Origin of the sequence: uncultured Vibrio sp. (genome assembly GCF_947488985.1) — a bacterium.
GTDB lineage: Bacteria > Pseudomonadota > Gammaproteobacteria > Enterobacterales > Vibrionaceae > Vibrio.
In genome coordinates this window covers 1-26540 of sequence record NZ_CANLBV010000051.1, presented here as the reverse complement: position 1 = coordinate 26540, position 26540 = coordinate 1, and the positions used below count along the sequence as shown (strand labels likewise).

The window sequence follows — 26540 nt, the reverse complement described above, 5'->3', positions numbered from 1 at the left end:
CAGTTAGCATTGTTCTTGGCATGGTATTGGTTATGGTTTTACTTTTGGCGAAGCAAATTATAACTCTTTACCATGCTGTTCAAAAAATACTCACGAAAGATCAACACGCCCTAATGAGTCCGTTGAAACTAGCTCTTCACACTCTCTCTCGCTGAGAGTTATCTTGAACCTGTTACCACGACAACAAGTCAAATACAGGTAACCGTTCGAATGTTCGATCAGGCCAATAACAATTTTACATTTTGCCTTACACCTACCCACAAAAAGATCAATCACGATTTACAAATTCTATAGTTTTAAAATCATAAATAGCCATAGCGACTTACAGCAAATAAAAAAGGCTTAAACTTAGCGTTTTCTTGCCATTGTCCTAAGCTTCAATTAATGAACTATTCTTGAAGAAATTGAAACTGTTACTGAGAGAATGGAAGGGACATCGAAAGGTAGATAGAAGGAGAACTACTTTGAAATTGTTTAAATTATCCATCGTATACTGCTTAGTTGCAGCAGCGCCTTTGGCTGCTCAAACTTTGGAGCAATCTGTCGCCATCACTTTGGCAACCAATCCAGAGATAAAAAGTATTTTTAATGAGTATGCGAGTGTTAAAAAACAAAACGACGCTGCAGGTGGCGCTTACAGACCAAGTATTGACCTTGATGCAGGAATTGGCTATGAAGGTATTAACCCCGCCCTAGACAATGATCCTGATACGGATCTGACAAGAAAAGAAGCGACAATCTCCCTCACTCAATTACTGTGGGACGGTAGTGCCACACTTTATGATATAGATCGTACGGCAGCGGAAGCTGAATCCGTTCGCTTACAATTGATAGCGGATGCAGAAGACAAGGCGCTTGAAGTAACACAAATCTATTTGGATGCGGTCAAAGCGACAGAAGTATTAGCACTATCTGAAAGTAACCTTTCTATTCATAAGAAAATCTATAAAGACATTAAAAAACGCGCTGAGTCAGGAATAAGTTCAACCGCTGATGTATCGCAAGTAGAAGCTAGGATTGCAAAAGCACATGGCAACTTATTAGCTGCACAAAATAATTTGATTGATACACACACTCAGTTTCGTCGAATTGTCGGCCAAGAACCCCTTGGTTTAGTATACCCACGAGCCGACATTTCCAAAATTCCATTATCTCTATCGGATGCTATCGTCGATGCTTTGGACAAGCACCCTGTAATTAAAGTCGCATCGGCTGATGTTGATGCTGCACACTTCCAATACAAGCAATCAAAAGGCGTCAACTACCCCACCTTTTCTATTGAAGCTTCTCAGTCATGGCGAGATGATGCTGGGGGGGATAAAGGCTCAAGTCAAGAAACACTCGCGATGCTTAGAATGCGGTACAACCTCTACAACGGCGGTGCAGACAGCGACAATTCTGAAGCTGCCGCTTATCAATTAAATAAAGCAAAAGACTTGCGAGATCGCGCTTATCGCCAAGTAGAGGAAGGGCTTCGCCTATCTTGGAGTGCTTTGGATTTAACACTTCAACAAAAGAACTTCTTATCCGATCACGTAGATTCTGCTTCAGAAACTGTTATTGCCTATGAGAAACAATACCGAATAGGTAAACGAACTCTGCTTGATTTACTCAACACCGAAAACGAGTTGTTTGAAGCTCGTAAAGATTACTTAGACGCACATTATTCAGAGCAATACGCGAAATACCGAGTGATGAACGCAACGGGTTCTTTATTGAATGCTCTGCTGGTTGATATCCCAGAAGAGTGGACAACGGCCGTGGAGTATTAACGATGAGAATGACTTACTTATTACTTTCGACATTAACGATGACTTTATCCGCATGCTCTAGCCAGCAAGAAGACTCTTATATAGAAATACCAGAAGCCGAACAAATTGCCGACCTACAAGATGATGATAAAGATGGAGTTGTGAACGCGCGAGACCTATGCCCGGCTACGCCACTTGGGTCGCAAGTTGATAACGATGGCTGTGGTGAAACTATTCAATCTGAAGAAGTCAGACAACTAAGAATCTTATTTGCCCATAATTCTTATGAAATTAATCCTATATTTTCTGGTCAAATCAGCACAATGGCTGAGTTCTTAAAGACCTACAAAAGTGCCTCAATAGAGATACAGGGCTATGCCAGTAAAGTCGGTTCAAATGAGTACAACTTAGAGTTATCAGAGAGAAGAGCCAACAGCGTTCAAGATGAGTTACTCGCCAATGAGATTGATCCTAGCCGAGTTAGGATCGTCGGCTACGGTGAGGAGAGGCTGGAAAATGACGGTGATGACCCAACGTCGCACGCATTAAACCGTAAGGTAACAGCCACAGTCGTTGGGTTAACTCAAGAAATCGTCGAAGAGTGGACCATTTTTACAACATTAGAAAAATAAACTGAATCCCCCCACCCCAAAGTTTTAAACCAAGAAAACCGTGATAGTCACCTATCACGGTTTTTTGTTCTTGGTTATCACATGAGGCGTGTAGTGCCCCTGTAATTTCATTATTGTTTATCAGTAAGCAGGTCTACTTTCTTCGTAAACCTGTTACCAATTACAGTTTTACTTCCGCTTGCTTACCTTTAGGTAAAGAAACACTTAACAGGAAGTAACCCAGTATTGCTGCTGTTGTTGAGCCCATCAAGATACCTAGTCGCGCAAGCGTATCAAATTCAACATTTACTGGACCAAACGCTAGTGATGAGATGAAGATCGACATAGTGAAACCGATACCACATAACACTGATACAGCAAAGATGTTCACGAAGTTCACACCTTCAGGTAGCTTAGCTACGCCCATTTTCACTGCACCCCAGCTGAATAAGAAGATACCCAGTGGTTTACCAATCAACAGACCCATTGCGATACCAAGAGGAAGCATGCTAGTTAGGCTAGAAAGTGAGATACCTTCTAGTGAAATACCAGCATTAGCAAATGCGAATATTGGCAAAATTGCAAACGCAACGTATGGATGCAGAGCATGCTCTAGGTGCTTCAGTGGAGAATGCTCCCCTTTTTTACCTTTCAGTGGGATAGCAAAACCAATCACGACACCTGCCAGTGTTGCGTGGACACCCGACTTCAATACTGCGAACCAAAGAATAGCACCGACAATGAGGTATATGCTCAGCTTAGTGACCTGCTTGTTATTCATCATGAACAGTACACCAGTCGCGATGAAGCCAACCGTTAGTGCCAGTGTTGATAGATCACCTGAGTAGAACAATGCAATGATAACAACAACACCAAGGTCATCAATAATTGCAAGAGCCAGCAAGAATACTTTCAAGCTTACAGGAACACGGTTACCAAGAAGCGCCATGATACCCAATGCGAATGCGATATCTGTTGCAGCTGGAATAGCCCAGCCTTGCAGTGCGTCTGGGTTACCAGAGTTGAATAGCACATAAATAAGTGCAGGAGCTAGCATACCACCCACAGCTGCAATAGCAGGGAAGATCGCTGTCTCTTTAGACTTTAAAGCACCTTCTAAAAGTTCACGCTTAACCTCTAAGCCGATTAGAAGGAAGAAGACAGCCATTAAGCCATCATTGATCCAGTGAGATACTGACATACCAAGAACGTAGCTTTGAAGAACACCTTGGTACATTTCATTCAATGGTGAGTTTGCTACAAACATTGCGATCGCCGCAGCGATGACTAGTATGATGCCGCCAGCAGATTCCATTTTAAAGAAGTCACGGATGACGTCGGTCATAATTTCGCCCTTATATTTATTACTTAAATAAACGAATAACAAGAATAGACATGATTTTATATCTAAACTTTATAGATATAAAATCACTTCTCTGGATGTTTAACTTCGGTTTTTCCTACAAATACTATATAACACGTCGTATATATCATAGGGTTTTTACGAGTCATGAATTAAGTATAGATGATGCTACCAAGGCTGTATGCACAAATAACGTAGCTCCCTTAAATACAAAAATCAAAAAAAAGGCTATCAAATGATAGCCTTAGGTGTTTTTTAGTAGCCTGTTAATTGCATAAACCCGGTCGCGTCATTGCTTCCGTTGGCCATAATTGGACCTTCCCAATAGGGTATAACAAAAGGTAACCACATATCACCGCGTTGAATACGTGTGGTCAGTTTAATATCATGTTCTGGCACGCTAATTTTCCATTGCAGTGGGATTCTTCTGCCATTTTTTTGCTTTGACATCTGCAAGGGTTTAATTGATATATCAAAGTCGGTCAACTGATAGACTTTACCTGTGCGTGTTGCAAGTGTTCCATAGACATAAGGAAGTTGATGCTTATGTCTATAACGACTGACACTTAATGCCGACCCATCATCAAGGTTGAACACAAACCAGTCCCACCCTTGCAGCTCTTCATCCAATAAGCCACTCCCCCACTCTTTATGTACCCAAGCGGTACCCTCGACCTCTATTGCAGAGCCGTCTAAGTGTAATGTTCCGCTTAGGGATAAAAATGGGGCGCTGAGACTGTAAGAAGCCACTGGCAGCAGGTCATGCTTTTTCTGGTAACCATTCTCGCCATTGAGTACATAGGGCCCCTTAGCAACCGTGTCCAATTGAAAGCCGAAAGTATCGGTACTCACTTTAAGCCGACCAGGAAACGGTGTACTGTCCAGAGCTCGCCAGTTCCAGTCATCAATCCACAACCTAAATGGATTATTAATGATACCCGCTTGACCAATACCACCGCGCGCTAGACGCTGCTCTTTCCAAACTTCAGAGGCAGAAGATACCACTACATTGGCAATATAGATCTGTGGATTTTGCCATCCCGGCGTTTCACGTTCATCGGTTGCAATGCGGAAAAAACTCCACTGGACAGAGTATTCTTGACCGTCATCACCCTTGAGAGAGGCAAAGTAGTGCCACCATTCATGTTGAAACTCAGGGTGAAATTTAAAGTCATCAGGAAGAGAGACACTCCTATCTGGTAATACTGGCTCAAAAACCTCAAAGTGCTCACTTATCAAGGCTGAGTTAGTCTCATCGGTTTCGTTTTCATCACTCTCAACGAAATAGGAGCTGTACTCCCAAATTCCTAAGATAGTGCCAAGCAAACCAAGTAAAAATAGGGATAAGACAAGTAGCTGCCTGAGTTTAGTTGAAGCATTTAATCGCAACATATTAAAGCGCATCCCTCAGAGACTTCATTGGAGTATTCCGAACCATCCTCATTACAGGTAAAGCACCCGCTAGCATGAGTGCTAACATAGTCCAACCAAGCGTGACTAAATAGCCCCATGGGATCACCTGCAACTCGAGTGACCAACCAAAAGACTGCTTAATAACGATGTCGACGATCAAGCTCGCTAAAGCTAAACCGAGCGGGATAGCGATCAATGCCGAAATGAGTCCGAACACAAACAACTGTAAACATCCCGTAAGCACCAGCTCTTTCGCCGATACACCCAAACAACGCAGGAGTGAAATATGCCGCTGTCGTGACACTTCTCCAGCGACTGTCGCAAAGAAAATACCAAAGACCGCAATCACCAAAGTAATGTTCCCTAGTGTATCGGCAATTGCGAAGGTTTTATCAAACACACGCATTGCTTGGTTATGAATGTTGTTGTTATCGAAAATTCGCTCAGAGCCCAACCTAAAGACACTCTCTAAACGGTTACGCAGACCATTGGCATTGGCATCATCTTTCAATGTGGTACTGAGCCCTACGTTGCCTTTTCCTGAAAATCCATATAACCAATTCCGGTGTGACATCATCACTTGGTGGTAAGGATTACCATAATCATAATAAACACCAACCACCTGCCAACCTGCGCCGTAGTTATCATGAAGGTCGATATAATCCCCGGGACGGATCCCCCGTTTTAAAGACATCGACTCACTGATCAACACACCTTTGGAATGGTGTAAATGATACCAATAATCTGGGATACCTAGCTTGATTGCCAGAACGTCCAGTTCACCTTCAGATGAACCAGTGCTCACCACTTGGATGTTACCAGCAGGCGACGCCACATCTTTCTCCCAACGCCACCAAACCGATTCAACTTCCGGCTGCGCAGACAACCACTTGCTAACGCGAGCTGCCGCATTGTTGGTTGGGTAAATATATAGATCAGCGGCTAGCCGTTGAGTTAGCCATTTATCCGTTGTATCTCTAAAACTGCCGACCATGGTTTCCACGCCAATATTAGCCGTTAACGCCAGCATAAAGGCCATAGTAGCAACACCACGATAGCTCATGCTTGATGCTGCATCCGCAAAGAACCAGCGAGCTCGAACCCAACGCAAAGAATACGATAAGCTATTAAACAGTTTCCACATCAAGAATGGCGTAAACAGAGCCACACTCACTAACATCAGTGCGATAATTGCAAAACCAGATGCTTGAGTCTGTGGCGCTTGGTACACGGCAATCGCTGCGACACAAAAACCACAGCCAATCAACGCCTGCCAAGTAAACTCTGTTCCCGCAAAACGCATCAATGATAGTCGAGAGGTTAAACGGATAGGCTGCGAGCTCAGCAAACGCACCAGTGGCCAAGCACACGCTAAACAAGCCCCCATAAGTGACATTAACAGGCTATAACCGCTCCAATGCCAACTCCAGAAGCCGTTTATTCTTAAGCCTACGTTGGCATCGTAAAGATCACCCAAACTATAAGACACAGCGGGCAACAACTTGTTGGCTAACATAACACCAAAAATATTGCCGCATACCCAACTAAGGAGAACCAGAACCAGTAACTCTAAACACAGCGCTTTCGTAAGTTGCCATCCGGAAACACCAGTTTGTCTTAAAATACCGACCAGTCGCTGACGCTGAATAAAAGAGAGTGACATCGCTTGATAAAAGATGAACAAACCGACGACAAATGACAGCATGCCCATCGCGGTTAAGTTCATGTGAAATGCACTGGTCAAAGACTCTAGTTCCGCTTTTGAATTACGAGAAATCGTCAATCCATTGGGCAGTATATCTTTTAGTCGTTCGAGCTTTTCTGGTGGCATGTCTGAGCAAGCAATGACTGAAAGCCCAGAGCTGCGTTTCAACATTCTAAGCAATGAAATATCGGCCACTAACCGAGTGCCATTGATCAAATCGTTTTGGTCAACAACGATTGGACCTAACTCAGAGCCATCTATTAAGGAAATATAGTCGCCACTCGCCCAATTCATATGACTTGCAAGCTCATTGCTGACCAAGATCGGAAAAGGTGGCTTCATGAGATTTAACGTAGTGAGGTCTTTTAGAACCATGCCCGGTTGCAATTTCAGTGTCGCCACTGGGTCAATACCCATCAGCTTAAAACTAGCCCCATTGGCATCCGTAATACGGTGATGTTCAAAAGGAGAACACTGCTGAAAGCCTGCACGGCGCAGGTGGATATAGAAACCTTGGGGAATTTTGTGCGCGTTGTGTTTTGGACGAATACGGTAAGGAAGAGGATTCGAAAAGAGCTTTTCACCGTTCGCATAGCTTTGCTTAGCATGTTGATTGATGGCAGAGACACCAACCAATAGAGATACGCCAAGGGTTAAGCCAAGCCATACTAAAATAATCTGAAGAGGGTAACGTCTATAATGACCGAGTAGCGCCTTAACTACGGGCCATAACATGCAGTTGCCCTCCTTGAAGACGAATTCGTCCATGCATGTGTAGCGCCACTTTCTCACTGTGAGTAACAAGCAATAATGTGCACTCTAGTTGACGAGCCAGCGAAGTCAGCAAACGCATCACCGCTTCTGCGTTACGTTCATCCAAACTCCCCGTTGGTTCATCAGCCAACAAGATCTTCGGCTCCATGTACAACGCACGCGCGATAGCAGCGCGTTGCTGCTGACCACCAGAGGCCTCTTCAGGGTAACGACCAAGCAAAGGCATTAAATCAAGTGCAGACAGAATCTGTCTCCAAAGCCCTTTGTCTTCAGGTAGCCCCTTTAATTGGCGGCAAAAACGGATATTATCTGCGATATTCAACGTAGGAAGTAAGTTGAACTGCTGAAAGATATGACCAATGTTGTTTCTGCGATAAGCCGTGCGTTCGCGCTCAGTCGAATTATGCATATTGAAGTGAGGAAACGCAATTTCACCGGAGTCGGCTGAATCTAACCCAGCAATCAAATTGAGCAAGGTACTTTTACCTGAGCCACTCTCCCCCATCAACGCCAACTGATCGCCTTGATTCAATGTTAGTTCAGCACCTTGTAAAACAGGGTGAAACTCCCCCCCATCGACATAGCCTTTACATAGGTCTGACAGCTTTAACATTAAGTAGCTCACATTAGTTAGAATTTGGAATGAGAATCTACACTAATTCCTTGTTAGGAGAAAGTATTTTACAAGATAGATCGCACACCTTAGACAGAGTGATGTGATTGATGCGCCTGACTTCAATTTCCTATCAAATTCTTCATCCATTTTTTAGTTGTTATGCGATAGAGCGACCCACCCCACTTAATAACTTCTTCAGTCAAAAAAAGCAGGTAAACCCACTCGGGAGGGAACTTAAGATAAATCGCGGCAACCGCAGCCAACGGAATACCCACCAACCACTGTGCAATCACATCTTGATAGAGGCAGAACTTCACATCACCGCCCGCCCTCAACACACCAACAATGACAGTCAGCGGTACCGAGCGAATAACAATACCCACACTGAGAATCAGAATGAACTTCTCTGAAAGCGCTCGGGTTTCTTGTGTCAAAGCGCTAAAGGCGTTCAGTATTGGCGTTTGTACAAAGTAGAGGAAAATCGCGACCACGATACTGGTCAAGAAACACAAAATCGTTAAACCTAGCGCTTGATAGTAAACCGCTTCATTGTTCTTCGCGCCAAGCTGATTACCCACCAGAACCGCTGCCGCATTCGAAAGGCCAATCAGTAAGCTCAATGAGATAGACTCTACCGGCGTCATCACTGAAAGTGCAGCCAGACCTTGGACACCCGATTGCCCCATGATCGCGTGGTAAGCAAACAAGCCACCAGCCCACGCTAAGAAGTTAAACGTCGTCGGCAGCGATAACTTTAAGAAGCGAACCACTTTCTCGATCGAAGCTGCCGCTTTTATATCGCAGAACTTGAAAGCCAGTAAATGCTTAGAGAAATAAAGGTAGCCAAACAAGGTAACGACTTCGATTGCGCCACTTAATACCGTCGCAATCGCCGCACCTTTGATTCCTAGGGCAGGAAAGCCCAAGTTACCAAAAATCAAAGCCCAGTTTAGAAATACATTCGATAAAATTCCGATACCACTAAAGAAAGTACTCAAGCCAGGCCTGTGCATCGCTCTTAGGCCAACGGCCATACTACTCACGCAAGACACGGCTAACATACTAAATGAGGTGATAACGATGTAGTCAACACCAAGGCTGATAACTTCTTGTGAGTCGGTCGTCACACCCATGATTTGGCTTGGAAATGATACAAAGAACACAATAGTCAGCAATGCAAACAGTGTTGAAACCAACCAAGTTAACGCCGTACTTTCTCTGACGCCCTGTTTATTGCCAGCTCCCCAATATTGCGCAGTCAATAACGCACCACCAGTGGTCACACCCACCAGCATAATGGTAGTGACAAACATGGCTCTACTCGCCACACCCACCGCAGCAATATCAGCTTCACCCAATTGGCCTAACATCAGCACATCCACAAGGCCTCGACTTGAGAACATAATGCTCTGCAAGGTGATAGGCAAAGCAATAGCAATAAGCCTACGAACAAAATCACCTCGAGTGTGATGGATAATTGAAGAGAGCAACATATAGAGAGACCTAAACGGAACGTATTGATGAATAAAGATAAATATCGCGCTATTATATCAATGTTCGGTTTTTAACCACAGATATAAATGGAGTAACAATGAAGAAAGTACTGGTTTTAGGCGCTTCTGGATATGTTGGTTCGCAGCTCCTCCCTCTCCTGCTTGAACAAGGCTATCAAGTCACCGCAGCAGCAAGGCATATCGACTACTTAAAAGCACGAACTGAGCCCCACGACAATCTATCACTTGAGTACCTCGACCTTGCAGATCAAGCCGTGACACAAGCCTTGATACCCCATTTTGATCTGATCTTCTTCCTCGTGCACGGGATGGCAGAGGGCCATGACTTTATTGACTACGAGCTGAAGTTGGCACGTAACTTTGTTGCCGCTCTTGGGCCAAACAATCAACATGTTATCTATCTCAGCTCTCTGCAGCCTCAGACTGGTGATTCAGAGCACCTTCAAGCCAGAAAAAAAACCGGAGAACTGCTTCGCAGTGGCCCAATTCCTGTGACTGAACTTCAAGCCGGCGTCATCATTGGCCCCGGTTCTGCAGCGTTCGAGATCATGCGAGACTTCGTTTACAACCTGCCAATCATGATTGCGCCAAAATGGGTCGACTCAAAAGCGAACCCTATCGCATTAAAAAACCTAAATTACTATTTGTTAAAGCTCGCGCAAGATACCCCTAGTGAAAACCAAACCTTTGAGGTGGGTGGCCCAGATATCGTCTCTTATCGAAACCAATTTGCACACATTGCCAAGACAGCTGATCGCCCTCTTCGACTCTGGGCGACATCGCTACTCACACCACAAATTGCGTCTTATTGGCTTGGTGTGGTGACCTCTGTCCCGTCCAATATAGGCCGAGCGCTTCTCGCAGGCTTAAAACACGACTTTATTGCCAATTCGACCAGTATTAGAGAAAAATATCCTCAAACGCTTGTCTCATTCGAAAGCATAGTAGAACAAGCAATAAATGCAGAAGGTGATTTCGTAAAAAGTAATGTATGGGGTTTTGATAAAACCGCCTTCAAGCGCTGGCAGCCCGGATACGGGTATTATCCAAAGAAAACAGGTGCGAGTATCACTTCAAGCGCGTCATTAGAATCGCTTTGGCACGTGGCTCAGCAAATCGGAAGTCCCAAACAAGGCTACTTCTTTGCGAATGTTTTATGGCGCACACGCGAATGGTTAGACATTTTCTTCGGTGGCGGTGTACCCGTTCGGCAAATGCCTGAGGGACCAAAGCTAAAAGTTGGTGACAAAATCGACTCGTGGAAGGTCATCCGTTGTGAAGATAACCAGTTCTTGTCTCTGCTGTTCGGCATGAAAGGCCCTGGCTTAGGGCGACTGGAGATCACCGTATCGGATCATGGTGATTCTCGCGAATTGAATATCTCAGCGTGGTGGCATCCCAAGGGCTTTCTCGGGCTACTGTATTGGTTTGCGATGATGCCAGCTCACCTGTTTATTTTTAAAGGTATGGTCAAGGCAATTGAGAAGCAAGCTAAAGAGCAGAATTAGAAGCAGATGCGGGATTCGAGTGTCGAGATGCGAGCAAATTAGCGACATGCGCTGTGAGCGGCGATAAAGAGCGGATAATTCCGCTCTTCGTATCTCTCATCTCGTATCCCGAATCGGCTACTAGCCGATAACGCTAATCGGGATCTCAGCCAGTTGGTTGCCTTGGTTAGCAGGGTAAACGATGTATTCGCCGTGGTACTTCACCACCGACTTATAGTCGGTCACTTTGTGAAGCATGAAACCCGCTTCCATCGCTGCTTGAATGAACTCAGCGTGGTTACCGCGAACAAACCAGTTCATTGGCTTAACCATCAACTCACCGTCGAAAGAGTCGTCGCACTGTTTACCACACAAAGCAAAAGAGTGCTCACCATCGGTAAAGAATTGGATCTTGCCACCAGTTGTTAGCTCATCTTCGCTCGATACGCTCCAACCCATCTCGTACATTTTGTCCATGAACGCTTCAACGTCACTGTCTTTTATCGCCTTGGGTTCTTCACCTTCAGGGAAAAACTGTCCGTAAAACGCAGAAATACGCTTGAAGATAAAGGTTAAATCAGAGTTATTACCTTTTGATCGGCCCTGCTTTTGCCAGCGAACCAAATCAGCCACAATCACGCGATTATAAGCTTGAGATTTAATCGCTTTGGTTACCCAACGAACCAAGTAAAGGTTATTCGCAATCGGTGCGTCAATCGCTTTGCCCGACTTATGTAGCGCATATAATTCACCTAGCGCATCGTTCACGAGCTTCTGAATTTCAATATAGTATTTTGACATTATGCCTTCTTTCCTAATGTCCAATAGAGTGATGCTGACAAAATTGCACATGCAGCCATCACCATAACCATAGGTCCCGCGGTATCACTTGGTAGCATTGCGACAATTGCCCCAACCACAGAACCCGTACCAAACCTTAATGTCCCCGCCAGCGACGAAGCTGTGCCTGCCATATTCGGGTATCCGCTTAACAGTAGCGCCATAGTGTTACTACCAATAGTAGACAGTGTGCCAATAAACAGCATCACGAATGGTACAATACCCCATAGGCCAATATCGAGCATCCAACCCACCAGCAGACCAAGACCACCAAATAGCTGAATGCCAAGTCCCAACTTAAGCATCGCGTGTGAACCCACTTTTTTCACAATTCGACCATTAATGCTGGTCATCAAGATCATCGCGATAATGTTCAAGCCAAACAAGTAACCAAACAGATCAGGGCGGACACCATAGATATCGATATAGACAAACGAACCGGCCGTCAAGAACGCAAACATCCCCGAGAAAGAGAAAGCACCAGAGAAGATTAAACCCATTGCAGTCGGATTCTTACATAAACGAGCGTAGTTGCGGATCGTGGCCTTAAAACGCAATGGCTGACGGTTTTCTGCGGGTAGTGTTTCTGGAATTTTCAGCGATACCGCCAAAATCACGATCACAGCAAAGATAGCCAATACCCAGAAAATGGAACGCCAACCGAACCACAATGCCAAATAACCACCTATCATAGGAGCGATAAGTGGTGCCACTGTCATCACCAAAGTAACAAACGACATGGTTCTTGCGAAATCTTCACGATCAAACATATCGCGAACCACCGCTTGGATGATCACCGCTGCTGCTGCACCCGCAAAACCTTGCGCAGTACGGATATACGTCAGCGCTTCAATACCATGCGTTGTCGCACTGACCACCGATGCGATAGCAAACAAGAATACACCAATCAAGAGCACTGGCTTACGTCCATAGCTATCGGCTAATGGGCCGTGCAGCAACTGCCCCAAGGCGAAGCCTGCTGTATAGGCGGTGAGTGTAATTTGAACTTCACCCGCAGTTACCCCAAGATCCTTGGCAATCGTCGGCATCGCTGGCAGATACATATCAATCGCAAGCGGGGTAAGTGCACCAATGGCACCTAAAATCAAAAACAGCACTAAGCCTAATTGAGGTGTTTCTAGTTGAGAGTTTGGGCTCTGAGGGGTCGATGTCTTCATGATTCTCCGAATGTTCAATATAAGACGATGGGAAGGGCCTTGTGGTAGCACACAAAGCAAAAGATGATCTAAGACTTTCCTTGTGCCAGTCAACATCATCAGCCGACGCTATCCATGGTCGGCTTTACAACGAAAAGTCAATCTTCGCGAAACGATGTGCTTTAAAAGCGACATCTAGCTTAAAGTGACTTAAAGAAAGGCTACTTCCAGATAGAGTCAACTTCTTCTTGCGTCAGGTAACGGTATTCACCCAAGTCTAAAGATTCATCCATTTCAATGTCACCGATACGTTCACGGTGCAGTGCTTCTACCTTGTTACCAAGCGCTGCAAACATGCGTTTTACTTGGTGGTATTTGCCTTCGTGGATCGTAAGCAGCACTTCACGTTCAGCACGAACTTCAAGGTGTGCTGGAAGTGTAAGGCCATCTTCGCTCTTCAGCTGAATGCCCTCTTTGAATTTTTCAACGTAGTCTGGTTCTACTGGATCAACCAACCACACACGGTACATCTTTTCACACTTGTGTTTTGGTGCCGTAATACGGTGAGACCATTTGCCGTCGTCAGTGATCAGTACGAGGCCAGTAGTATCAACGTCGAGACGACCTGCAAAGTGCAGCTTGTCCATTTTGATTTCATCAAGCAACTCAAATGCGGTGCGATTTGAGCCATCTTCATGCGAACAAACAAAGCCTTCTGGCTTATACAACATAATGTAACGTGGGCCTTGAACACGAAGTTCATTGCCTTGCCATTCCACTACACACTGCTCAGTAACTTTAACTGAACCGCTTTTTTGCATGACATCATTCACTGTCACAGTCTTTGTTTTTAATAAGTGTGTTGCTTCTTTTCGAGTAATGCCTAGTGCATCGCACAGAAATTTATCTAAACGCATGAATACCTCAACTAATCTAAGTCGGGTATTATAGTCACCTTTGCTCAATTAGTTGAGCTATTTCACACTATTTGTTTTTCATCTTACAAGACACTATATGTATACACTCCGCCCGTACCAAGCTGATTCCGTAAAATCAGTGATACATTACTTCAGAAAACACCAAACGCCAGCTGTTCTTGTGTTGCCGACAGGCGCAGGAAAAAGCCTCGTGATCGCTGAGTTAGCACGGCTTGCGAAAGGTCGTGTGTTGGTGCTCGCTCACGTCAAAGAGCTGGTTGAACAGAACCATGAAAAATACGAAGGTTACGGGCTAAAGGGATCTATTTTCTCTGCAGGCTTAGGGCGTAAAGAGACTGATCAACAAGTGGTATTTGCATCGGTTCAATCTGTGGTTCGCAATCTCGACGCATTCTCCAATCAGTTTTCACTGCTAGTAATCGACGAATGCCATCGTGTCCCCGATGAAAAGACCAGTAGCTATCAAAAAGTCATTACCCACTTACGCGAGAATAATTCGGGTATCAAGGTACTTGGACTGACGGCAACCCCCTACCGCCTTGGCATGGGTTGGATTTATCAATATCACACTCGTGGTCAAGTACGTTCGGACGAGCCACGCTTCTTCCGCGACTGTATTTTTGAACTACCAATTCGCTACTTGCTCGACGAAGGCTTTCTTACACCAGCACGCATGATCGATGCACCCGTATTGAGCTATGACTTTTCGCAGTTAAAGCCTGCGAGTACCGGTCGCTACAAAGAAGCCGAGCTTGATATGGTGATCGAGCAATCGAAACGCGCGACGCCACAGATTGTCGACCAGATCATTCATCTCGCCCAAGACAAGCTTGGCATCATGGTGTTTGCTGCTACCGTTCGACACGCTCAAGAGATCCTTGGCTTATTACCCGAAGGCGAAGCTGCGATTGTGATTGGTGATACGCCCACATTAGAGCGTGACCAAATCATCAATGACTTTAAAGAGCGTAAGATCAAATTCTTGGTCAACGTATCAGTACTGACCACAGGTTTTGATGCGCCACATGTCGACTTGATAGCTATTTTGCGCCCAACAGAATCCATCAGTTTGTATCAGCAAATCGTTGGACGTGGCTTACGCCTATCTCCGGGTAAAAAAGAGTGTTTAGTACTGGATTATGCAGGTAACAGCTACGATCTATACCAACCTGAAGTCGGCGATCCTAAACCCGACTCAGACAGTGAGATCATTACCATCCCCTGTCCCGCTTGCGGCTTCAACAACAATTTTTGGGGTAAATTAGACAGCAATGGCTTCTTGCTTGAACACTTTGGCCGTAAATGCCAAGGCTACTTTACCGATGAAGACACGGGAGAACGTGAGCATTGTAACTATCGCTTCCGCGCCAAATATTGTGGAGAGTGCGGCGCCGACAACGACATTGCAGCGCGTATTTGTCATGAGTGTGACGCCACCTTGGTTGACCCAGACAAAAAGCTTAAAGAGGCGCTCAACCTAAAAGATGCTTTGGTGTTTGAGTGCTTAGAAATGGATCTCAACGTACTTAAGGATGAGAAAGGCAAGTCGCAGCTTAAAGTCACTTACCGTGGTGAAAACCAAGCGCAAGTGCATGAATTTTGGTCACTGACCACCAAGAAACAGAAACAAAATTTCAAAGACCAGTTTGTTCGTCCTCACCTTGCGGATAGACACCGTCCTTTTGAAGAAGCTTCGCCATCGAAAGTGGTTGCTCATCAACATCGATTCCGCCCACCACAATTTGTAATTGCACGTAAAGTTGGACGCTTTTGGAAAATGAGAGACAAGATATTCGAAGACGAACTACAGCAGCGGTAAGGTTAAGAACAAAGATAAGTCTTACGTTCTTCACACTCGGCGGTTAGTCTTCTCTTATTTAACGCCTTCGCTATTGAATCGTTAAGTTTATCGATATCAAATTCTCATTATTAATCAGGTTCACTTTCTGTTCAGAATGATTTTTTTATACTGAACGCTATCAACCTTCTCTAGGATTCACTATGTTTAACAAAACTATGATTTCTTTGTTTTCTATAAGCTTAGGCTTATTGGTTTCTGTGAGCGTGTTGGCTGACTCACATCATAATGGTCACGACCTAGTAAAAGACGTTCACAAAGCAGGAACCCGTATCGAATTCGAAGAAGATCAAGACGAAGTCTATGAAGCGGTTCGAGAAGGCTATATTCGCCCTTTTTCAGAGATGTATGCTGCGGTTGAAAACGATCTTCATGGGCGAATCATTAAAGTTGAATTGGAAGAAGACGATGATATTTGGGTATATGAACTAAAAATTAACTACCAAAACAACATCATCAAAGTTGAATACAACGCCGAAACGTTGGACATGCTAAAAATTGAAGGACGCAACTTTAAAAACGCAATTAAACACGGCGACTAATTAAGCGCGACGAACAGTCATTACAAGAATTAAGAAGAACAATTATGAAAATTTTAGTCGTTGAAGACGAACCTCGTTTGGGCCAACAAATTATTGAAACACTTGAGGGAGCCGACTGGGTTCCAGAGCTTTCTCAAGATGGTATTGATGCTCTCTACCGTGCAACGTCAGAAGAGTGGGACGCCATTGTGCTCGACTTAGGGCTACCTAAGCTCGATGGACTCACCGTATTAAAAGGCATTCGAGACGAAAACATCAATACGCCAGTGATTATCTTAAGTGCCCGTGACACACTCACCCAACGTGTCGAGGGCTTGAACGCCGGCGCTGATGACTACCTCACCAAACCTTTTGAAATGGTCGAGCTGATTGCTCGGATTCGCGCTCAACTGCGCCGAGCATCCGGCAGCGCTGCACCAGTACTTCAGATTGGCGACCTAAGCCTAGATACACGCAGCTCTAAAGTTTTATGGCAAGGCCAAGCAGTCAGCTTAACGGCGCTAGAGTATAAAGTGGTGGCGTATTTCATGCATAACCAAAACAAGGTTATCTCTCGAACAGAGTTGGTTGAGCATATTTACAAACAAGATTTCGACCGCGACTCAAACACAGTCGAAGTGTTTATTGGTCGTATTCGAAAAAAAATCGCACCAAAGATCATCAAAACCGTTCGTGGGCTGGGCTACCAACTGAATGCTGAATAATCTCCCTCCTTTATTGGATGGGATAGCCCACTCAGAACATCCCAGCGATGCTGACAGAAGGTGCCCTGTTGTTCGAAATGACCAGTCGACAGAAAGAAAGAGCTAACAAGAAGTGGTACATAGAGAAGACGTGGAAATGCATGAACCTGAAAAAAAGAACACTTAAAAACATCAGTCTGAAAAGCCGCTTGCTCCTTGCTGCGGCTTTTTGGTTAGCAGCGATGATATTGGCGGCAGGCATCGGGATACCAAAACTGGTTAACGAGTACTTGGTCGACGACATGAAGCAACAACTTAGCCAAACCATGGACGAGCTAACGGCCAACATCGAAACCAACGACAACGGCAACCTAGTCATGGCTGAGCGTCTTTCCGACCCAAGATTTAACCAGCCCTACAGCGGTATCTATTGGCGAGCCTCTGCACAAGAGCAAACCATTCGTTCACGTTCTCTGTGGGATAAAGACCTCACAATTAAACGTTCACGTAGTCATACCTCAGTGAAAGGCCCTCAAAAAGAGAAACTAATTTATATAGAGCAGCACATTTACCTGCCAGAACTGAGCGAACCCGTCACGATCACCATCGGCATTGATGAAGATCCAATAGAGTCGACACTCAGCCAACTCACCGGGCAAGTGTGGCTTATCCTCATGCTGCTGTTTGTTGGTGTGCTGATGCTGATTGGTATTCAAGTCAGCTGGTCGTTATTACCACTCAATAAGATGCAACGTGAACTCGTCATGTTGAGAAACGGTCAGCAACAAACATTAAGTGATAACTACCCGAAAGAGGTTTCCCCACTCGTTTCCGACTTAAATGCTCTTCTTTTTCACTATCAAGAGCTATTAGAACGTGCGCGTAACCACGCAGGGAATCTTTCTCACGCCTTAAAGACGCCACTATCGGTTCTAAAAAACGAAATAGAGATGTTGCCTGAGCACGACAAGGCACGGTTACAGCAACCGATTAAGCAAATTCAAAGTCAAATCGATTATCACTTGGGCCGCGCGCGCATGGCTGGCGCAATGAATATCCTTTCGGTCAAGTCATCACCTTGTAAGCGAGTTGAGGCTATTACAATGGCATTTGATAAAGTCTACGCCGCCAACAACATCACCATGATCAACGAACTGGATTCGGATCTTGAAGTTGCGGTCGAAAAAACAGATCTCGATGAGATGGTTGGTAACCTACTTGAAAACAGCTACAAATGGGCGAACAATATTATTCGAGTGCATGCCAATGAACTCGCTGAAGGCAACATAGAGTTGGTCATTGAAGATGATGGTCACGGCATCCCTGCAGAGCAGCTCCAGCAAGTCACCAAACGCGGCGTACGCCTTGATGAGACCACTCCTGGAACTGGCTTGGGGCTTAATATCGTCAACGAAATGGCACACAGCTACAGAGGCCGATTGACACTCAGTAAAAGTTCATTGGGCGGATTGAAAGCCTCGTTAATCCTGAAGATCGCTCAGGCATCTTAAAATCTCGATAACGGCCTAAAACGCTATTACATATCAAAACTCAATGGCCCCCTTAAACCTAGATAACGCCTGAGCCTCTAAAAACGGCAGATAAAAATAAACGACGCTCTCTAAATACAATAGGGGCTGTAACGAAGTAAATTAAGGTTAGTGGACGCTTTATCTCCAAACGAACCGATTATCAAAGGAAATTCACTTTCTTATAGGCTTCTGACTTGCTCATGTTAAAATATGATGTTAGTATCCGCGCTCGCTTAAGCATGAACTCGTTTATGCCTAAGCATTACCACATACTCAAGGTCGCATTGAGGTGTGAAGTTAATTTTTACTAATTTGAGAGTAAAACTATGAAATTTGAAGCAGTAGTACGTACTGAGCTAGGTAAAGGTGCGAGCCGCCGCCTACGTCACGCTGGTAAATTCCCAGCTGTAATCTACGGTGGCGAAGCAGCAGCTGTAGCTATCGAACTTGTTCACGCTGACGTGATCAACCAAATGGATAAGCCTGAATTCTACGAAACAATCACTCTAGTGATTGACGGCGCTGAAGTTAAGGTTAAGCCACAAGACGTTCAACGTCACGCGTTCAAGCCTAAAGTTGAGCACATGGACTTCATCCGTATCTAATTCCCTACCAAGGAATAAGATTGGATTAATCCAGCCTTCTGCATAGAAAAGATAATCGATCTTACCAGTCGAGAAATCTAGAAATTCGAAACCTCGATGCTACCAACATCGGGGTTTCACCGTTTTTGAGCCCTCAAAAACGCCGTAAATCTCGCGTAATACACTGAAAATAATCAACTTTCCTCTTCCCCACTTTATCCCAGGCGAGTGAATGTGTGCCAAAATTAGAGCGAAGCGAAAATGGCACGCGTTTGCGAGTCCGTCTTTAAGCGTTTGTTATGTGCGATTATATCGGTCATTGCAGACGCTAATGATGGAGATAGGTTAAGACCACTTGCGGAGAGCCTGTTAATGCGGCGGACACACTGAATAAGGCACCGCAGTCGCGCAAAGTCATCAGGACAACGACGTATGCGAATCGTCGATAAGTAGGCCGAATGTAGAGCGGCAGTCCCAAACCTATCAACATAAGTTTAGCGGATGGGGAATCCGTCTTAAACGCTTTGTATGTGAACTTTGATCTAAGTACTATCAATTGCCCGCCGATACATGCAAACTATTCTCATTATCAAATGAGGATTGAAAAATACTATGCAAAATATTGCGATTTGGGGAGCTTCAAGCGGACTCGGTGCCGCTATGGCCGAATATTATTTTGAACATGGCTTTAACGTGATAGCTATCGCCAGAAACCCAACGAAAAACGTTAGATTAGCTGAGAATCAAATTACATCGATTACTTGCGATGCTACGGACTTAGAACAAGTTCAAAAGGCTGTTTCATTGTTGCCCGAAAACACAATAAATATCTCTACAATGGGGAGTTTTAACTCAAAGTACCCCGTCGATTACATTGGACACCGTTACTTAATAGACGCCTTAGAAAATAGCACGTCAAACCGTCTATTTTTGATCACATCTTTAGGTTGTGGAGACTCTTGGAAGTACCTATCGGATCGAGCAAAAATTGGATTTGGTAGCGCTGTCCGAGAAAAGACTCTTGCTGAAGCTTGGCTGCAAAGTAGCACGCTAGAGTTTACCATCCTCAGACCTGGAGGATTGAAGGACGGTCAAGTAACTAATCGGGGAGAAATATCGCAAGGTATAGAAGTTCACGGTGTCATAACACGAAGCGAAGTAGCAAGACTAAGTCATGATCTCTTAACGAAGAATGAGAGCATTGGTCAGATATATCAGTGCATTGATCCGACAGTAAGCTATTAATTTTACTGAGGGAAGTATGCACCTTCCCTCAGTTCACATAACGAGCTTGTAGGATTTCTCCCTTATCCGTTCTCAATTCTGATCCTACCGACATTTCATCATGCTCAAGATTATCTTTTATGCCTATTCTCTTGGCATGCTATCAAGTCGACGTATTGAAAGAGCCTGCATCAACAATGTCACCTTCATGTGTCTGTCTGGCGATGTAAGACCGCACTTCACCACCATTGCTGCCTTCATCGCAAAAATGAAAGACACCATTGAACCAAAAATGCCAAAGATTAGCCGTCACTCTTAAGCAATTTGTTATTTTTGGAAGCGCCCACCGTACTACCCGTGATGGTACACAATACAACGCATTCCTCTACGGACTCTGAACTCGTAACCAACTTGCCTTCACTATCCCATATAGAGTTATTGCCACAAACTAACCAACCACCCGTTGGTGAAATGTGATTACTTAGCAGCACAGGCATACAATTACTAGCAGCAATATCGGAGAGCAACCTAGCATCAGTAGAATAGCCTGCCTTCGAAATCAACGCACTCGCTAGATAAACGTCAGCACCCGACTGTTTAGCTCTTGTAACATGTTCAGGGCAAGAGAAATCAGCACAAATTGCCAACGCAACTTTATAACCTTTGATGTTGAGAAAATAATCTTCAGAGCCCGATGAACAATACTCGTGCTCACCGTCATGTAGATACTGTTTATCGTAAAATTCGACGTTTCCATCAGGATGGCAAACCACAGCGCCAATAGATGGTTTTAGGGTGTGACCAGAAACAAGCGGACAACCTACGATAACCGAAATATTATGTTTAATCGCAGCTTGAGAAAGTTGTAAAAAATTCGAAGGCTCTTTACCTTGAGCTAACTTTCCTAGAGATTTTAACTCGTAGCCCGTCAATGACAATTCGGGAAACACCACCAAATCTGCACCAAGCGATGCAGACGCTTCTATAGCGACAAGGTGTTGCTCGATATTTGCGGCAATGTCCTCTTTGAATACTGGGACTTGAGCCAAACTGATATTAATTGAAGATGCCAAGTTTTCTCCTTAAAACATAACGAATGACATGGATTCCCCCTACCGAGGATCTGCCACACTTACGTGGTACTTAAATGCATCGGAGGCACCATGTCTGATTATTCTTATTTCTGCGGTATCGACCTAGCTAAAAACCACTTTAGTCTTCATGCCGTAGACCAAAATGGTAAGGTCATACTTCATAAGTCGGTAGCTCGCTCTAAACTACTGACTACAATAGCAAACATGCCAATCATGCGTATAGGCGTTGAAGCGTGTGGTGGTGCACATTATTGGGCAAGAACACTCAATAAACTGGGTCATTACAGTCGCGCAAAGTCATCAGGGCCACGACGTATGCAAATCGTCGATAGGTAGGCCGAATGCAGAGCGGCAGTCCAAAAACCATCAACATAAGTTTAGCGAATGTTTGACAACCGGGGGGAATCCATGTAGCCGCGTTAAGTGGTGAGCAACGCTACCACAAGACTCAATAAATTATGCCATAAACACTGATGCATATCTTTGAACTGAAGCCGCCAAGCGTTGGGAATACGTCTTAAACGCTTGTTATATTCGTCTCTATAAAGCTACTGTGGCTTCTATTTCAATTTGTAGCTCTGGGTGAATCAGTTTAGATATTTCAACCAAAGAGCACGCTGGCAAATTACCATCATAGAAATCGAATAACTGCTCTCTGATGCTACCCAACAAAGTGATATCTTTTACGAATATCGTCAATTTAACCAAATCACTTTTGCTTCGATTTTCATATTCAAGTATTCGAGATATTTGACTTAATATTTCATTACTTTGTGTTATTAGATCTGATGATTGAGCCTCTGTTCCATAAGCTGTTAACCCTGAAATAAAGAGGGTTTGAGCATGTTTTGTCGCATGAACATAAGGACCTGCGATTTGCGGTAATTCCTCATAGTTAATCCGTTCTACCATTTTATCCTCCATAGAATAGACATAATGCCCCACGAGATGCTAGCCTCCTATTTCGTGGGTTAGCGTAAAGCCAGAGCCATAATTAATGTGTTCAAACAACTAAATTTGGATGCTAGCATGAATAATGATAGCATAATTTTCATTGGCTTAGATACGCATAAGTCATTTATCCAAGTCGCCGTCTTGCAAGAGCAACGCGGGGCTACACCTGAACATTTGGGACGGATAAAGTCTAACAAGTCCGCCCTCATTAAACTCACACAACAACTGCAATCTAAATATCCAAAGCCACCCTCCATTTTGTCTACGAGGCTGGGCCTTATGGATACTGGACATACCGATTGCTCACCAGCCTTGGCTGCTGCTGCGTCATCGCCCCTTCCCTTATTCCAAAGAAATCAGGGAATAGAGTCAAAATAGATAAGAGAGATGCTGCAAAACTTGCCAAGCTTTTTAAGGCTGAAGAGCTTACGCCTATTTATGTGCCTGAAGACGAGGCGATAAGAGATTTATCAAGGGCTCGAGAAACCGCGATGAAAGATCTTAAAGATGCAAAACTCCAACTCAAAGGCTTTCTTCTACGTAATAATGTACAAACGACGGCGTTAGGATGGCAATAAAGCTCGCGCTTTATTGAACCACGAGCATAGATTGAAGACAGATGCCACGACGAAATAAGTAAGGTAGGCGCTGCTCATCTCGCGATGAGTAATCCACGTATATCAGCATGAGAACCGACGAAATTACTTGCTTCATCTATGCGTTAACACTATATCAAAATAAACAAAAGGCTCTGAAATGTGGAAGCAGAAACTTCTACGTTTAAGTGACTGTGGGGGTCATATTAACGCTTTGCTAAGTGGCACAGAAACTTGGCATACAATTTTGCGAAGCAAAAATGCCAAGCGTTTTGTTTCCGTCTTAAGCAATTTGTTGAATGAAGTCGCTGTGCGGCAGAGTGAATCGAACGTCAGTCATACTCTTGTAACACCATCACACTGATGGTCGTTCACAGGAGTAAACCCATGAAACCAGCCGAATTAGAACGCTACAACTTTCTTTATGAACAACACCTTACCAATTTAAAACTGCAAGGGAAACGCCCCGCGACGATTGATGCTTATTCTCGTGCGGTGCGTCGGATCACCGACTATTTTGATCGCGCTCCCGACACGTTAACCACAGCCGATCTTAAACAGTTCTTTGCCTCTCTTATCCAAACCCATTCATGGAGCACCATTAAACTCGATCGAAACGGGTTGCAGTTTTTCTACCGCTACACTCTCGATAAGCAGTGGGAGTGGCTCAATATTGTTAAACCACCAAGTACCAAAAAACTGCCTGATGTCATCACGCCCTCACAAGTGGCCCTACTCATTACAATGACTCGGCAACGGCGCTATCAAGTCTTCTTTCTCACCTTGTATTCGATGGGGCTTCGACTGAGTGAAGGGCTCAACCTCACCGTTCAAGACATTGATGCTCATACCATGCAGGTCCATGTTCGAGATGGTAAAGGCGGCAAAGACCGATTGGTCCCTTTACCACACCGAACACTTCTCGCTCTTCGAGCCTACTGGGCAGCTCACCGACACCCGACCTTACTCTTTCCTGGCAAAGGAATAATGACGAATGCCCCAATGGATAGAAGTGGTGTTCAAAAGGCCATGAAACAAGTACTGAAAGACTGTGGGATTAACAAGCCAATATCACCCCACACCTTACGGCACTGCTTTGCCACGCATCTATTAGAGCAAGGGTTGGATTTGCGCTCACTGCAATGTCTGCTTGGGCATGCGAGCCTCAACACCACCGCTCGGTACACTCGATTGACCCAACTTAAACAAAAAGATGCCGCTCTTGCGCTAAACCAACTGACTGATGCACTGACCATTATGTGGGAGGAAGCATGAGTACGTTTATCGAACTACTTCGCACTCATCATGATGAGCTTGAGCGCTATCTCCATCAACAGGCGATGAACGCTCCAGTCAAAAACGATATTCGCTCTGCTATTCAAGCTATGCTGAGATGTAAAACCGAGCAGCAAGGTCGCTCGCAATGGTATTGTGCTCATTGTCGCCATGATGACCGCCTGCCACTCTCGTGTGGGCATCGGTACTGTCCCCAGTGCCAACACCGTACAACATCTGACTGGCTTAATCGTCAAGAGCAAAAGCTGTTACCTGTTCACTACTTCATGGTGACCTTCACCTTGCCTTATCAGTTGAGGCCGCTGGCATATGCTGCGCCTAAAGCGCTGTATCAAACCTTATTCCAAGTCACCTCCAGCGTACTAAAGAGCTTTGCCGAAAGGCAAAACAAGGGCGCACTCGGGTTTACCACCGTACTGCATACCCACAGTCGGCAACGTAACCTGCACCCTCATCTGCATATCATTGTCGCAGGAGGACGGTATGACGCATCGAAAAGAGAGTGGCACAAAGACAATAAACAGTACCTGTTCAATGCCTTCGCATTGGCTAAGGTATGGCGGGCAAGATTGCTGGCCGCTATCCATGAGCATCCTCAGTTATGGCTACCAACGCAGATACCAAGCCAATGGGTGGTCGACTGTCGCTGTGTTGGTCGTGGGAAGCCTGCACTGGAATACCTCTCTCGTTACCTCTATCGAGGCGTGCTACCCGATAACGATATCATCAAGGTCGATGCGAGTACGGTGACGTTCCGCTACAAGGAAAGTAAAACCCAGCAGTGGAAACACCGCACCCTGCCCACGCTGAAGTTCTTGATGCTCATCTTGCAGCATGTCCTTCCAAAAGGACTTCAGCGGGTAAGAGATTATGGATTCTTGCGAGGGCAAGCAAGGCAGGTATTAGGCCAAATACAACTGCTGCTTCTTGGCCTGTTTTATCAACTGCCGAGGCTTAACCCTGTCACCAGAGCGAAAGCCACTCGAAACTGCCCATGCTGTCAGCATGAGATGACCTGCGTTGGCATCTCTCGACCGAGGTAGCCGAAAGGCGAACATAATAAGGATAATGGCAAGGGGTAAACGGGGAGGAATAAACACTTAAAGATCAACAGACAGCAAGTAACCACTTGATAAGATTAAACTCTTAGTCTTGTCACGACAGCGTTCGCCTTGAGGAAACCATCAAGGCGATGCCACATCTAAATATGATCGCACAATTTACTTATATAGAGGCATCGGGCTTGTTCAACAATCGGGATTTAGCGCTGGCTTCGCAGCGTTTAATCCTTATTTGTTAGTTGCCCGACCGCTGAACCTAGTTTAATAGTGATAACGACATGAGATTATTGTTATTGCTTGATCATCGACGGCGTAAACAAGTCTATTAGTGTCGTCAATACGGCGAGACCAAAAACCAGACAAGTTCTCTTTTAACGGTTCTGGTTTACCAATACCCTCAAAAGGAGAGCGCCTAACATCATTGATGAGTTTATTGATGCGCTTGAGTGTTTTCTTATCTTGGGTTTGCCAATAAAGGTAGTCACCCCAAGCCTCATCAGTCCACGACAATAAACGTTGGCTACTACTCATCAATTAACTCGCGCGCGGTTGTTTTACCAGCACGATACTGTGCTATTGAGCTGTTTAGGTGTTCCGCATTTTGAGGTGAGCGTAGTAAGTGCACTGTTTCCATAAGGCTATTGTAGTAATCTAAGGACATAACCACAGCATCTTCAGAGTCACGGCGTGTAATAACTGTTGTATCTGCATCATTAACTACACCGTCTAAAACAGCTTTAAGACCATTTCTAGCCTCAGTGAAAGATACGATTCTCATAAGAACCTCCACATGTACATTTAATGGAACAAGTATAATCTTCACTCATGTACTTGTACAGTAAATTGAACATGCGATGTTAATAAGGCAACTAACGAGCTTGTAGGATTTCTCCCTTACCCGTTCTCAATTCTGATCCTATCGACATTTCATCATGATATAAACTTGA

24 protein-coding genes and 2 pseudogenes are annotated in these 26540 nt (G+C 44.8%); 14 read left to right on the top strand and 12 right to left on the bottom strand.

The window, feature by feature from the left end; genetic code table 11:
- The first annotated feature begins 464 nt into the window (after nucleotides 1-464).
- The gene (locus Q1A70_RS12290) at nucleotides 465-1772 is read left to right on the top strand and encodes a TolC family outer membrane protein (RefSeq protein WP_299691514.1); all 1308 of its coding nucleotides are present in this window, start codon (nucleotides 465-467) and stop codon (nucleotides 1770-1772) included.
- A 2-nt stretch (nucleotides 1773-1774) separates the two neighbouring features.
- Nucleotides 1775-2383, top strand: coding sequence for an OmpA family protein (locus tag Q1A70_RS12285; RefSeq protein WP_299691511.1), 609 nt, complete (start codon nucleotides 1775-1777; stop codon nucleotides 2381-2383).
- A 160-nt stretch (nucleotides 2384-2543) separates the two neighbouring features.
- Here the strand turns inward: Q1A70_RS12285 and nhaA are convergent, their stop codons facing one another.
- The 5 genes from nhaA to Q1A70_RS12260 all read right to left on the bottom strand — a co-directional run bounded on the left by nhaA (nucleotide 2544) and on the right by Q1A70_RS12260 (nucleotide 9726).
- Nucleotides 2544-3707 carry a Na+/H+ antiporter NhaA gene (gene nhaA / locus Q1A70_RS12280; RefSeq protein WP_299691508.1) on the bottom strand — a complete coding sequence of 388 codons (1164 nt, stop codon included), beginning with the start codon at nucleotides 3705-3707 and terminating at the stop codon, nucleotides 2544-2546.
- 273 nt (nucleotides 3708-3980) lie between these two features.
- A complete protein-coding gene (locus tag Q1A70_RS12275; protein ID WP_299691505.1) occupies nucleotides 3981-5129 on the bottom strand; it encodes a lipocalin-like domain-containing protein in 1149 nt (382 codons plus the stop codon).
- Nucleotides 5119-7578, bottom strand: a complete 2460-nt coding sequence (locus tag Q1A70_RS12270) for an ABC transporter permease (protein ID WP_299691501.1) — start codon at nucleotides 7576-7578, stop codon at nucleotides 5119-5121. Before Q1A70_RS12270 ends, Q1A70_RS12275 begins: the two co-directional genes overlap by 11 nt.
- A complete protein-coding gene (locus tag Q1A70_RS12265; protein WP_299691498.1) occupies nucleotides 7559-8230 on the bottom strand; it encodes an ABC transporter ATP-binding protein in 672 nt (223 codons plus the stop codon). The genes Q1A70_RS12270 and Q1A70_RS12265 overlap by 20 nt, the downstream gene beginning before the upstream one ends.
- Nucleotides 8231-8352: 122 nt before the next feature.
- Nucleotides 8353-9726 carry an MATE family efflux transporter gene (locus tag Q1A70_RS12260; protein ID WP_299691495.1) on the bottom strand — a complete coding sequence of 458 codons (1374 nt, stop codon included), beginning with the start codon at nucleotides 9724-9726 and terminating at the stop codon, nucleotides 8353-8355.
- Between the two features lie 98 nt (nucleotides 9727-9824).
- On the opposite strand from Q1A70_RS12260, the gene Q1A70_RS12255 reads away from it, so the two are divergent.
- Complete coding sequence (locus tag Q1A70_RS12255) at nucleotides 9825-11255, top strand: DUF2867 domain-containing protein (protein ID WP_299691492.1); 1431 nt, start codon at nucleotides 9825-9827, stop codon at nucleotides 11253-11255.
- 120 nt (nucleotides 11256-11375) lie between these two features.
- On the opposite strand, the gene Q1A70_RS12250 is transcribed toward Q1A70_RS12255, so the two are convergent.
- The 3 genes from Q1A70_RS12250 to rsuA form a co-directional block, all read right to left on the bottom strand.
- Entirely contained in the window at nucleotides 11376-12035 is a 660-nt protein-coding gene (locus tag Q1A70_RS12250) for a DUF2913 family protein (protein ID WP_299691489.1), read from the bottom strand.
- On the bottom strand, nucleotides 12035-13252 hold the full coding sequence (locus Q1A70_RS12245) for a Bcr/CflA family multidrug efflux MFS transporter (RefSeq protein WP_299691487.1): 1218 nt from the start codon (nucleotides 13250-13252) through the stop codon (nucleotides 12035-12037). Before Q1A70_RS12245 ends, Q1A70_RS12250 begins: the two co-directional genes overlap by 1 nt.
- 200 nt (nucleotides 13253-13452) lie before the next feature.
- Nucleotides 13453-14148: a 16S rRNA pseudouridine(516) synthase RsuA gene (gene rsuA / locus Q1A70_RS12240; protein WP_299691486.1), complete on the bottom strand. Its 696-nt coding sequence runs from the start codon at nucleotides 14146-14148 to the stop codon at nucleotides 13453-13455.
- A gap of 97 nt (nucleotides 14149-14245) precedes the next feature.
- Here rsuA and Q1A70_RS12235 point away from each other — a divergent pair, with 97 nt between their 5' ends.
- From Q1A70_RS12235 to Q1A70_RS12205, 7 genes are all read left to right on the top strand, one after another.
- Nucleotides 14246-15988, top strand: coding sequence for a DEAD/DEAH box helicase (locus Q1A70_RS12235; protein WP_299691484.1), 1743 nt, complete (start codon nucleotides 14246-14248; stop codon nucleotides 15986-15988).
- Nucleotides 15989-16170: 182 nt separating this feature from the next.
- On the top strand, nucleotides 16171-16569 hold the full coding sequence (locus Q1A70_RS12230; RefSeq protein WP_299691482.1) for a hypothetical protein: 399 nt from the start codon (nucleotides 16171-16173) through the stop codon (nucleotides 16567-16569).
- Nucleotides 16570-16613: 44 nt separating this feature from the next.
- Nucleotides 16614-17273 (top strand): response regulator transcription factor, encoded by a 660-nt coding sequence (locus Q1A70_RS12225; RefSeq protein ID WP_004741316.1) that lies wholly within the window; start codon nucleotides 16614-16616, stop codon nucleotides 17271-17273.
- 140 nt (nucleotides 17274-17413) lie between these two features.
- Nucleotides 17414-18763 (top strand): ATP-binding protein, encoded by a 1350-nt coding sequence (locus tag Q1A70_RS12220; RefSeq protein ID WP_299691479.1) that lies wholly within the window; start codon nucleotides 17414-17416, stop codon nucleotides 18761-18763.
- 347 nt (nucleotides 18764-19110) lie between these two features.
- The gene (gene rplY / locus Q1A70_RS12215; RefSeq protein WP_009847093.1) at nucleotides 19111-19389 is read left to right on the top strand and encodes a 50S ribosomal protein L25; all 279 of its coding nucleotides are present in this window, start codon (nucleotides 19111-19113) and stop codon (nucleotides 19387-19389) included.
- A gap of 591 nt (nucleotides 19390-19980) precedes the next feature.
- Complete coding sequence (locus Q1A70_RS12210; RefSeq protein ID WP_299691471.1) at nucleotides 19981-20613, top strand: SDR family NAD(P)-dependent oxidoreductase; 633 nt, start codon at nucleotides 19981-19983, stop codon at nucleotides 20611-20613.
- 100 nt (nucleotides 20614-20713) lie between these two features.
- Nucleotides 20714-20911 carry a transposase gene (locus Q1A70_RS12205; protein ID WP_299691468.1) on the top strand — a complete coding sequence of 66 codons (198 nt, stop codon included), beginning with the start codon at nucleotides 20714-20716 and terminating at the stop codon, nucleotides 20909-20911.
- Here Q1A70_RS12205 and Q1A70_RS12200 read toward each other — a convergent pair.
- On the bottom strand, nucleotides 20895-21665 hold the full coding sequence (locus Q1A70_RS12200) for a carbon-nitrogen hydrolase family protein (RefSeq protein WP_299691465.1): 771 nt from the start codon (nucleotides 21663-21665) through the stop codon (nucleotides 20895-20897). The two genes, Q1A70_RS12205 and Q1A70_RS12200, sit on opposite strands and share 17 nt — an antisense overlap.
- A 90-nt stretch (nucleotides 21666-21755) precedes the next feature.
- Here Q1A70_RS12200 and Q1A70_RS12195 point away from each other — a divergent pair.
- Nucleotides 21756-21977 (top strand): annotated as a pseudogene (locus Q1A70_RS12195) (IS110 family transposase); the annotation flags it as partial.
- Between the two features lie 249 nt (nucleotides 21978-22226).
- On the opposite strand, the gene Q1A70_RS12190 reads toward Q1A70_RS12195, so the two are convergent.
- Nucleotides 22227-22598, bottom strand: a complete 372-nt coding sequence (locus Q1A70_RS12190) for a RidA family protein (RefSeq protein WP_299691462.1) — start codon at nucleotides 22596-22598, stop codon at nucleotides 22227-22229.
- Nucleotides 22599-22715: 117 nt separating this feature from the next.
- Between Q1A70_RS12190 and Q1A70_RS12185 the strand changes: the two are divergent.
- From Q1A70_RS12185 to Q1A70_RS12175, 3 genes and pseudogenes are all read left to right on the top strand, one after another.
- Nucleotides 22716-23194: pseudogene (locus tag Q1A70_RS12185) on the top strand (transposase); the annotation flags it as partial.
- A gap of 429 nt (nucleotides 23195-23623) precedes the next feature.
- The gene (locus Q1A70_RS12180) at nucleotides 23624-24511 is read left to right on the top strand and encodes a tyrosine-type recombinase/integrase (RefSeq protein ID WP_299691459.1); all 888 of its coding nucleotides are present in this window, start codon (nucleotides 23624-23626) and stop codon (nucleotides 24509-24511) included.
- Nucleotides 24508-25575: a transposase gene (locus tag Q1A70_RS12175; RefSeq protein WP_299691455.1), complete on the top strand. Its 1068-nt coding sequence runs from the start codon at nucleotides 24508-24510 to the stop codon at nucleotides 25573-25575. The genes Q1A70_RS12180 and Q1A70_RS12175 overlap by 4 nt, the downstream gene beginning before the upstream one ends.
- Before the next feature lie 279 nt (nucleotides 25576-25854).
- On the opposite strand, the gene Q1A70_RS12170 is transcribed toward Q1A70_RS12175, so the two are convergent.
- Both Q1A70_RS12170 and Q1A70_RS12165 read right to left on the bottom strand, forming a co-directional pair.
- Nucleotides 25855-26124: a Txe/YoeB family addiction module toxin gene (locus Q1A70_RS12170; RefSeq protein ID WP_299691452.1), complete on the bottom strand. Its 270-nt coding sequence runs from the start codon at nucleotides 26122-26124 to the stop codon at nucleotides 25855-25857.
- Complete coding sequence (locus Q1A70_RS12165) at nucleotides 26117-26371, bottom strand: type II toxin-antitoxin system prevent-host-death family antitoxin (protein ID WP_299691449.1); 255 nt, start codon at nucleotides 26369-26371, stop codon at nucleotides 26117-26119. The genes Q1A70_RS12170 and Q1A70_RS12165 overlap by 8 nt, the downstream gene beginning before the upstream one ends.
- Nucleotides 26372-26540: the final 169 nt, after the last annotated feature.

What these genes read in the sequence shown, in the direction of transcription:
- Q1A70_RS12275 (WP_299691505.1), bottom strand. Translation starts at nt 5,129, where the DNA reads ATGCGCTTTAATATGTTGCGATTAAATGCTTCAACTAAACTCAGGCAG.
- Q1A70_RS12260 (WP_299691495.1), bottom strand. Translation starts at nt 9,726, where the DNA reads ATGTTGCTCTCTTCAATTATCCATCACACTCGAGGTGATTTTGTTCGT.
- Q1A70_RS12175 (WP_299691455.1), top strand. Translation starts at nt 24,508, where the DNA reads ATGAGTACGTTTATCGAACTACTTCGCACTCATCATGATGAGCTTGAG.
- Q1A70_RS12250 (WP_299691489.1), bottom strand. Translation starts at nt 12,035, where the DNA reads ATGTCAAAATACTATATTGAAATTCAGAAGCTCGTGAACGATGCGCTA.
- Q1A70_RS12235 (WP_299691484.1), top strand. Translation starts at nt 14,246, where the DNA reads ATGTATACACTCCGCCCGTACCAAGCTGATTCCGTAAAATCAGTGATA.
- Q1A70_RS12270 (WP_299691501.1), bottom strand. Translation starts at nt 7,578, where the DNA reads ATGTTATGGCCCGTAGTTAAGGCGCTACTCGGTCATTATAGACGTTAC.
- Q1A70_RS12180 (WP_299691459.1), top strand. Translation starts at nt 23,624, where the DNA reads ATGAAACCAGCCGAATTAGAACGCTACAACTTTCTTTATGAACAACAC.
- Q1A70_RS12245 (WP_299691487.1), bottom strand. Translation starts at nt 13,252, where the DNA reads ATGAAGACATCGACCCCTCAGAGCCCAAACTCTCAACTAGAAACACCT.
- Q1A70_RS12170 (WP_299691452.1), bottom strand. Translation starts at nt 26,124, where the DNA reads ATGAGTAGTAGCCAACGTTTATTGTCGTGGACTGATGAGGCTTGGGGT.
- Q1A70_RS12165 (WP_299691449.1), bottom strand. Translation starts at nt 26,371, where the DNA reads ATGAGAATCGTATCTTTCACTGAGGCTAGAAATGGTCTTAAAGCTGTT.
- Q1A70_RS12265 (WP_299691498.1), bottom strand. Translation starts at nt 8,230, where the DNA reads ATGTTAAAGCTGTCAGACCTATGTAAAGGCTATGTCGATGGGGGGGAG.
- Q1A70_RS12205 (WP_299691468.1), top strand. Translation starts at nt 20,714, where the DNA reads ATGCTCAAGATTATCTTTTATGCCTATTCTCTTGGCATGCTATCAAGT.
- Q1A70_RS12210 (WP_299691471.1), top strand. Translation starts at nt 19,981, where the DNA reads ATGCAAAATATTGCGATTTGGGGAGCTTCAAGCGGACTCGGTGCCGCT.
- rsuA (WP_299691486.1), bottom strand. Translation starts at nt 14,148, where the DNA reads ATGCGTTTAGATAAATTTCTGTGCGATGCACTAGGCATTACTCGAAAA.
- nhaA (WP_299691508.1), bottom strand. Translation starts at nt 3,707, where the DNA reads ATGACCGACGTCATCCGTGACTTCTTTAAAATGGAATCTGCTGGCGGC.
- Q1A70_RS12230 (WP_299691482.1), top strand. Translation starts at nt 16,171, where the DNA reads ATGTTTAACAAAACTATGATTTCTTTGTTTTCTATAAGCTTAGGCTTA.
- Q1A70_RS12285 (WP_299691511.1), top strand. Translation starts at nt 1,775, where the DNA reads ATGAGAATGACTTACTTATTACTTTCGACATTAACGATGACTTTATCC.
- Q1A70_RS12225 (WP_004741316.1), top strand. Translation starts at nt 16,614, where the DNA reads ATGAAAATTTTAGTCGTTGAAGACGAACCTCGTTTGGGCCAACAAATT.
- Q1A70_RS12255 (WP_299691492.1), top strand. Translation starts at nt 9,825, where the DNA reads ATGAAGAAAGTACTGGTTTTAGGCGCTTCTGGATATGTTGGTTCGCAG.
- Q1A70_RS12190 (WP_299691462.1), bottom strand. Translation starts at nt 22,598, where the DNA reads ATGGTAGAACGGATTAACTATGAGGAATTACCGCAAATCGCAGGTCCT.
- rplY (WP_009847093.1), top strand. Translation starts at nt 19,111, where the DNA reads ATGAAATTTGAAGCAGTAGTACGTACTGAGCTAGGTAAAGGTGCGAGC.
- Q1A70_RS12220 (WP_299691479.1), top strand. Translation starts at nt 17,414, where the DNA reads ATGAACCTGAAAAAAAGAACACTTAAAAACATCAGTCTGAAAAGCCGC.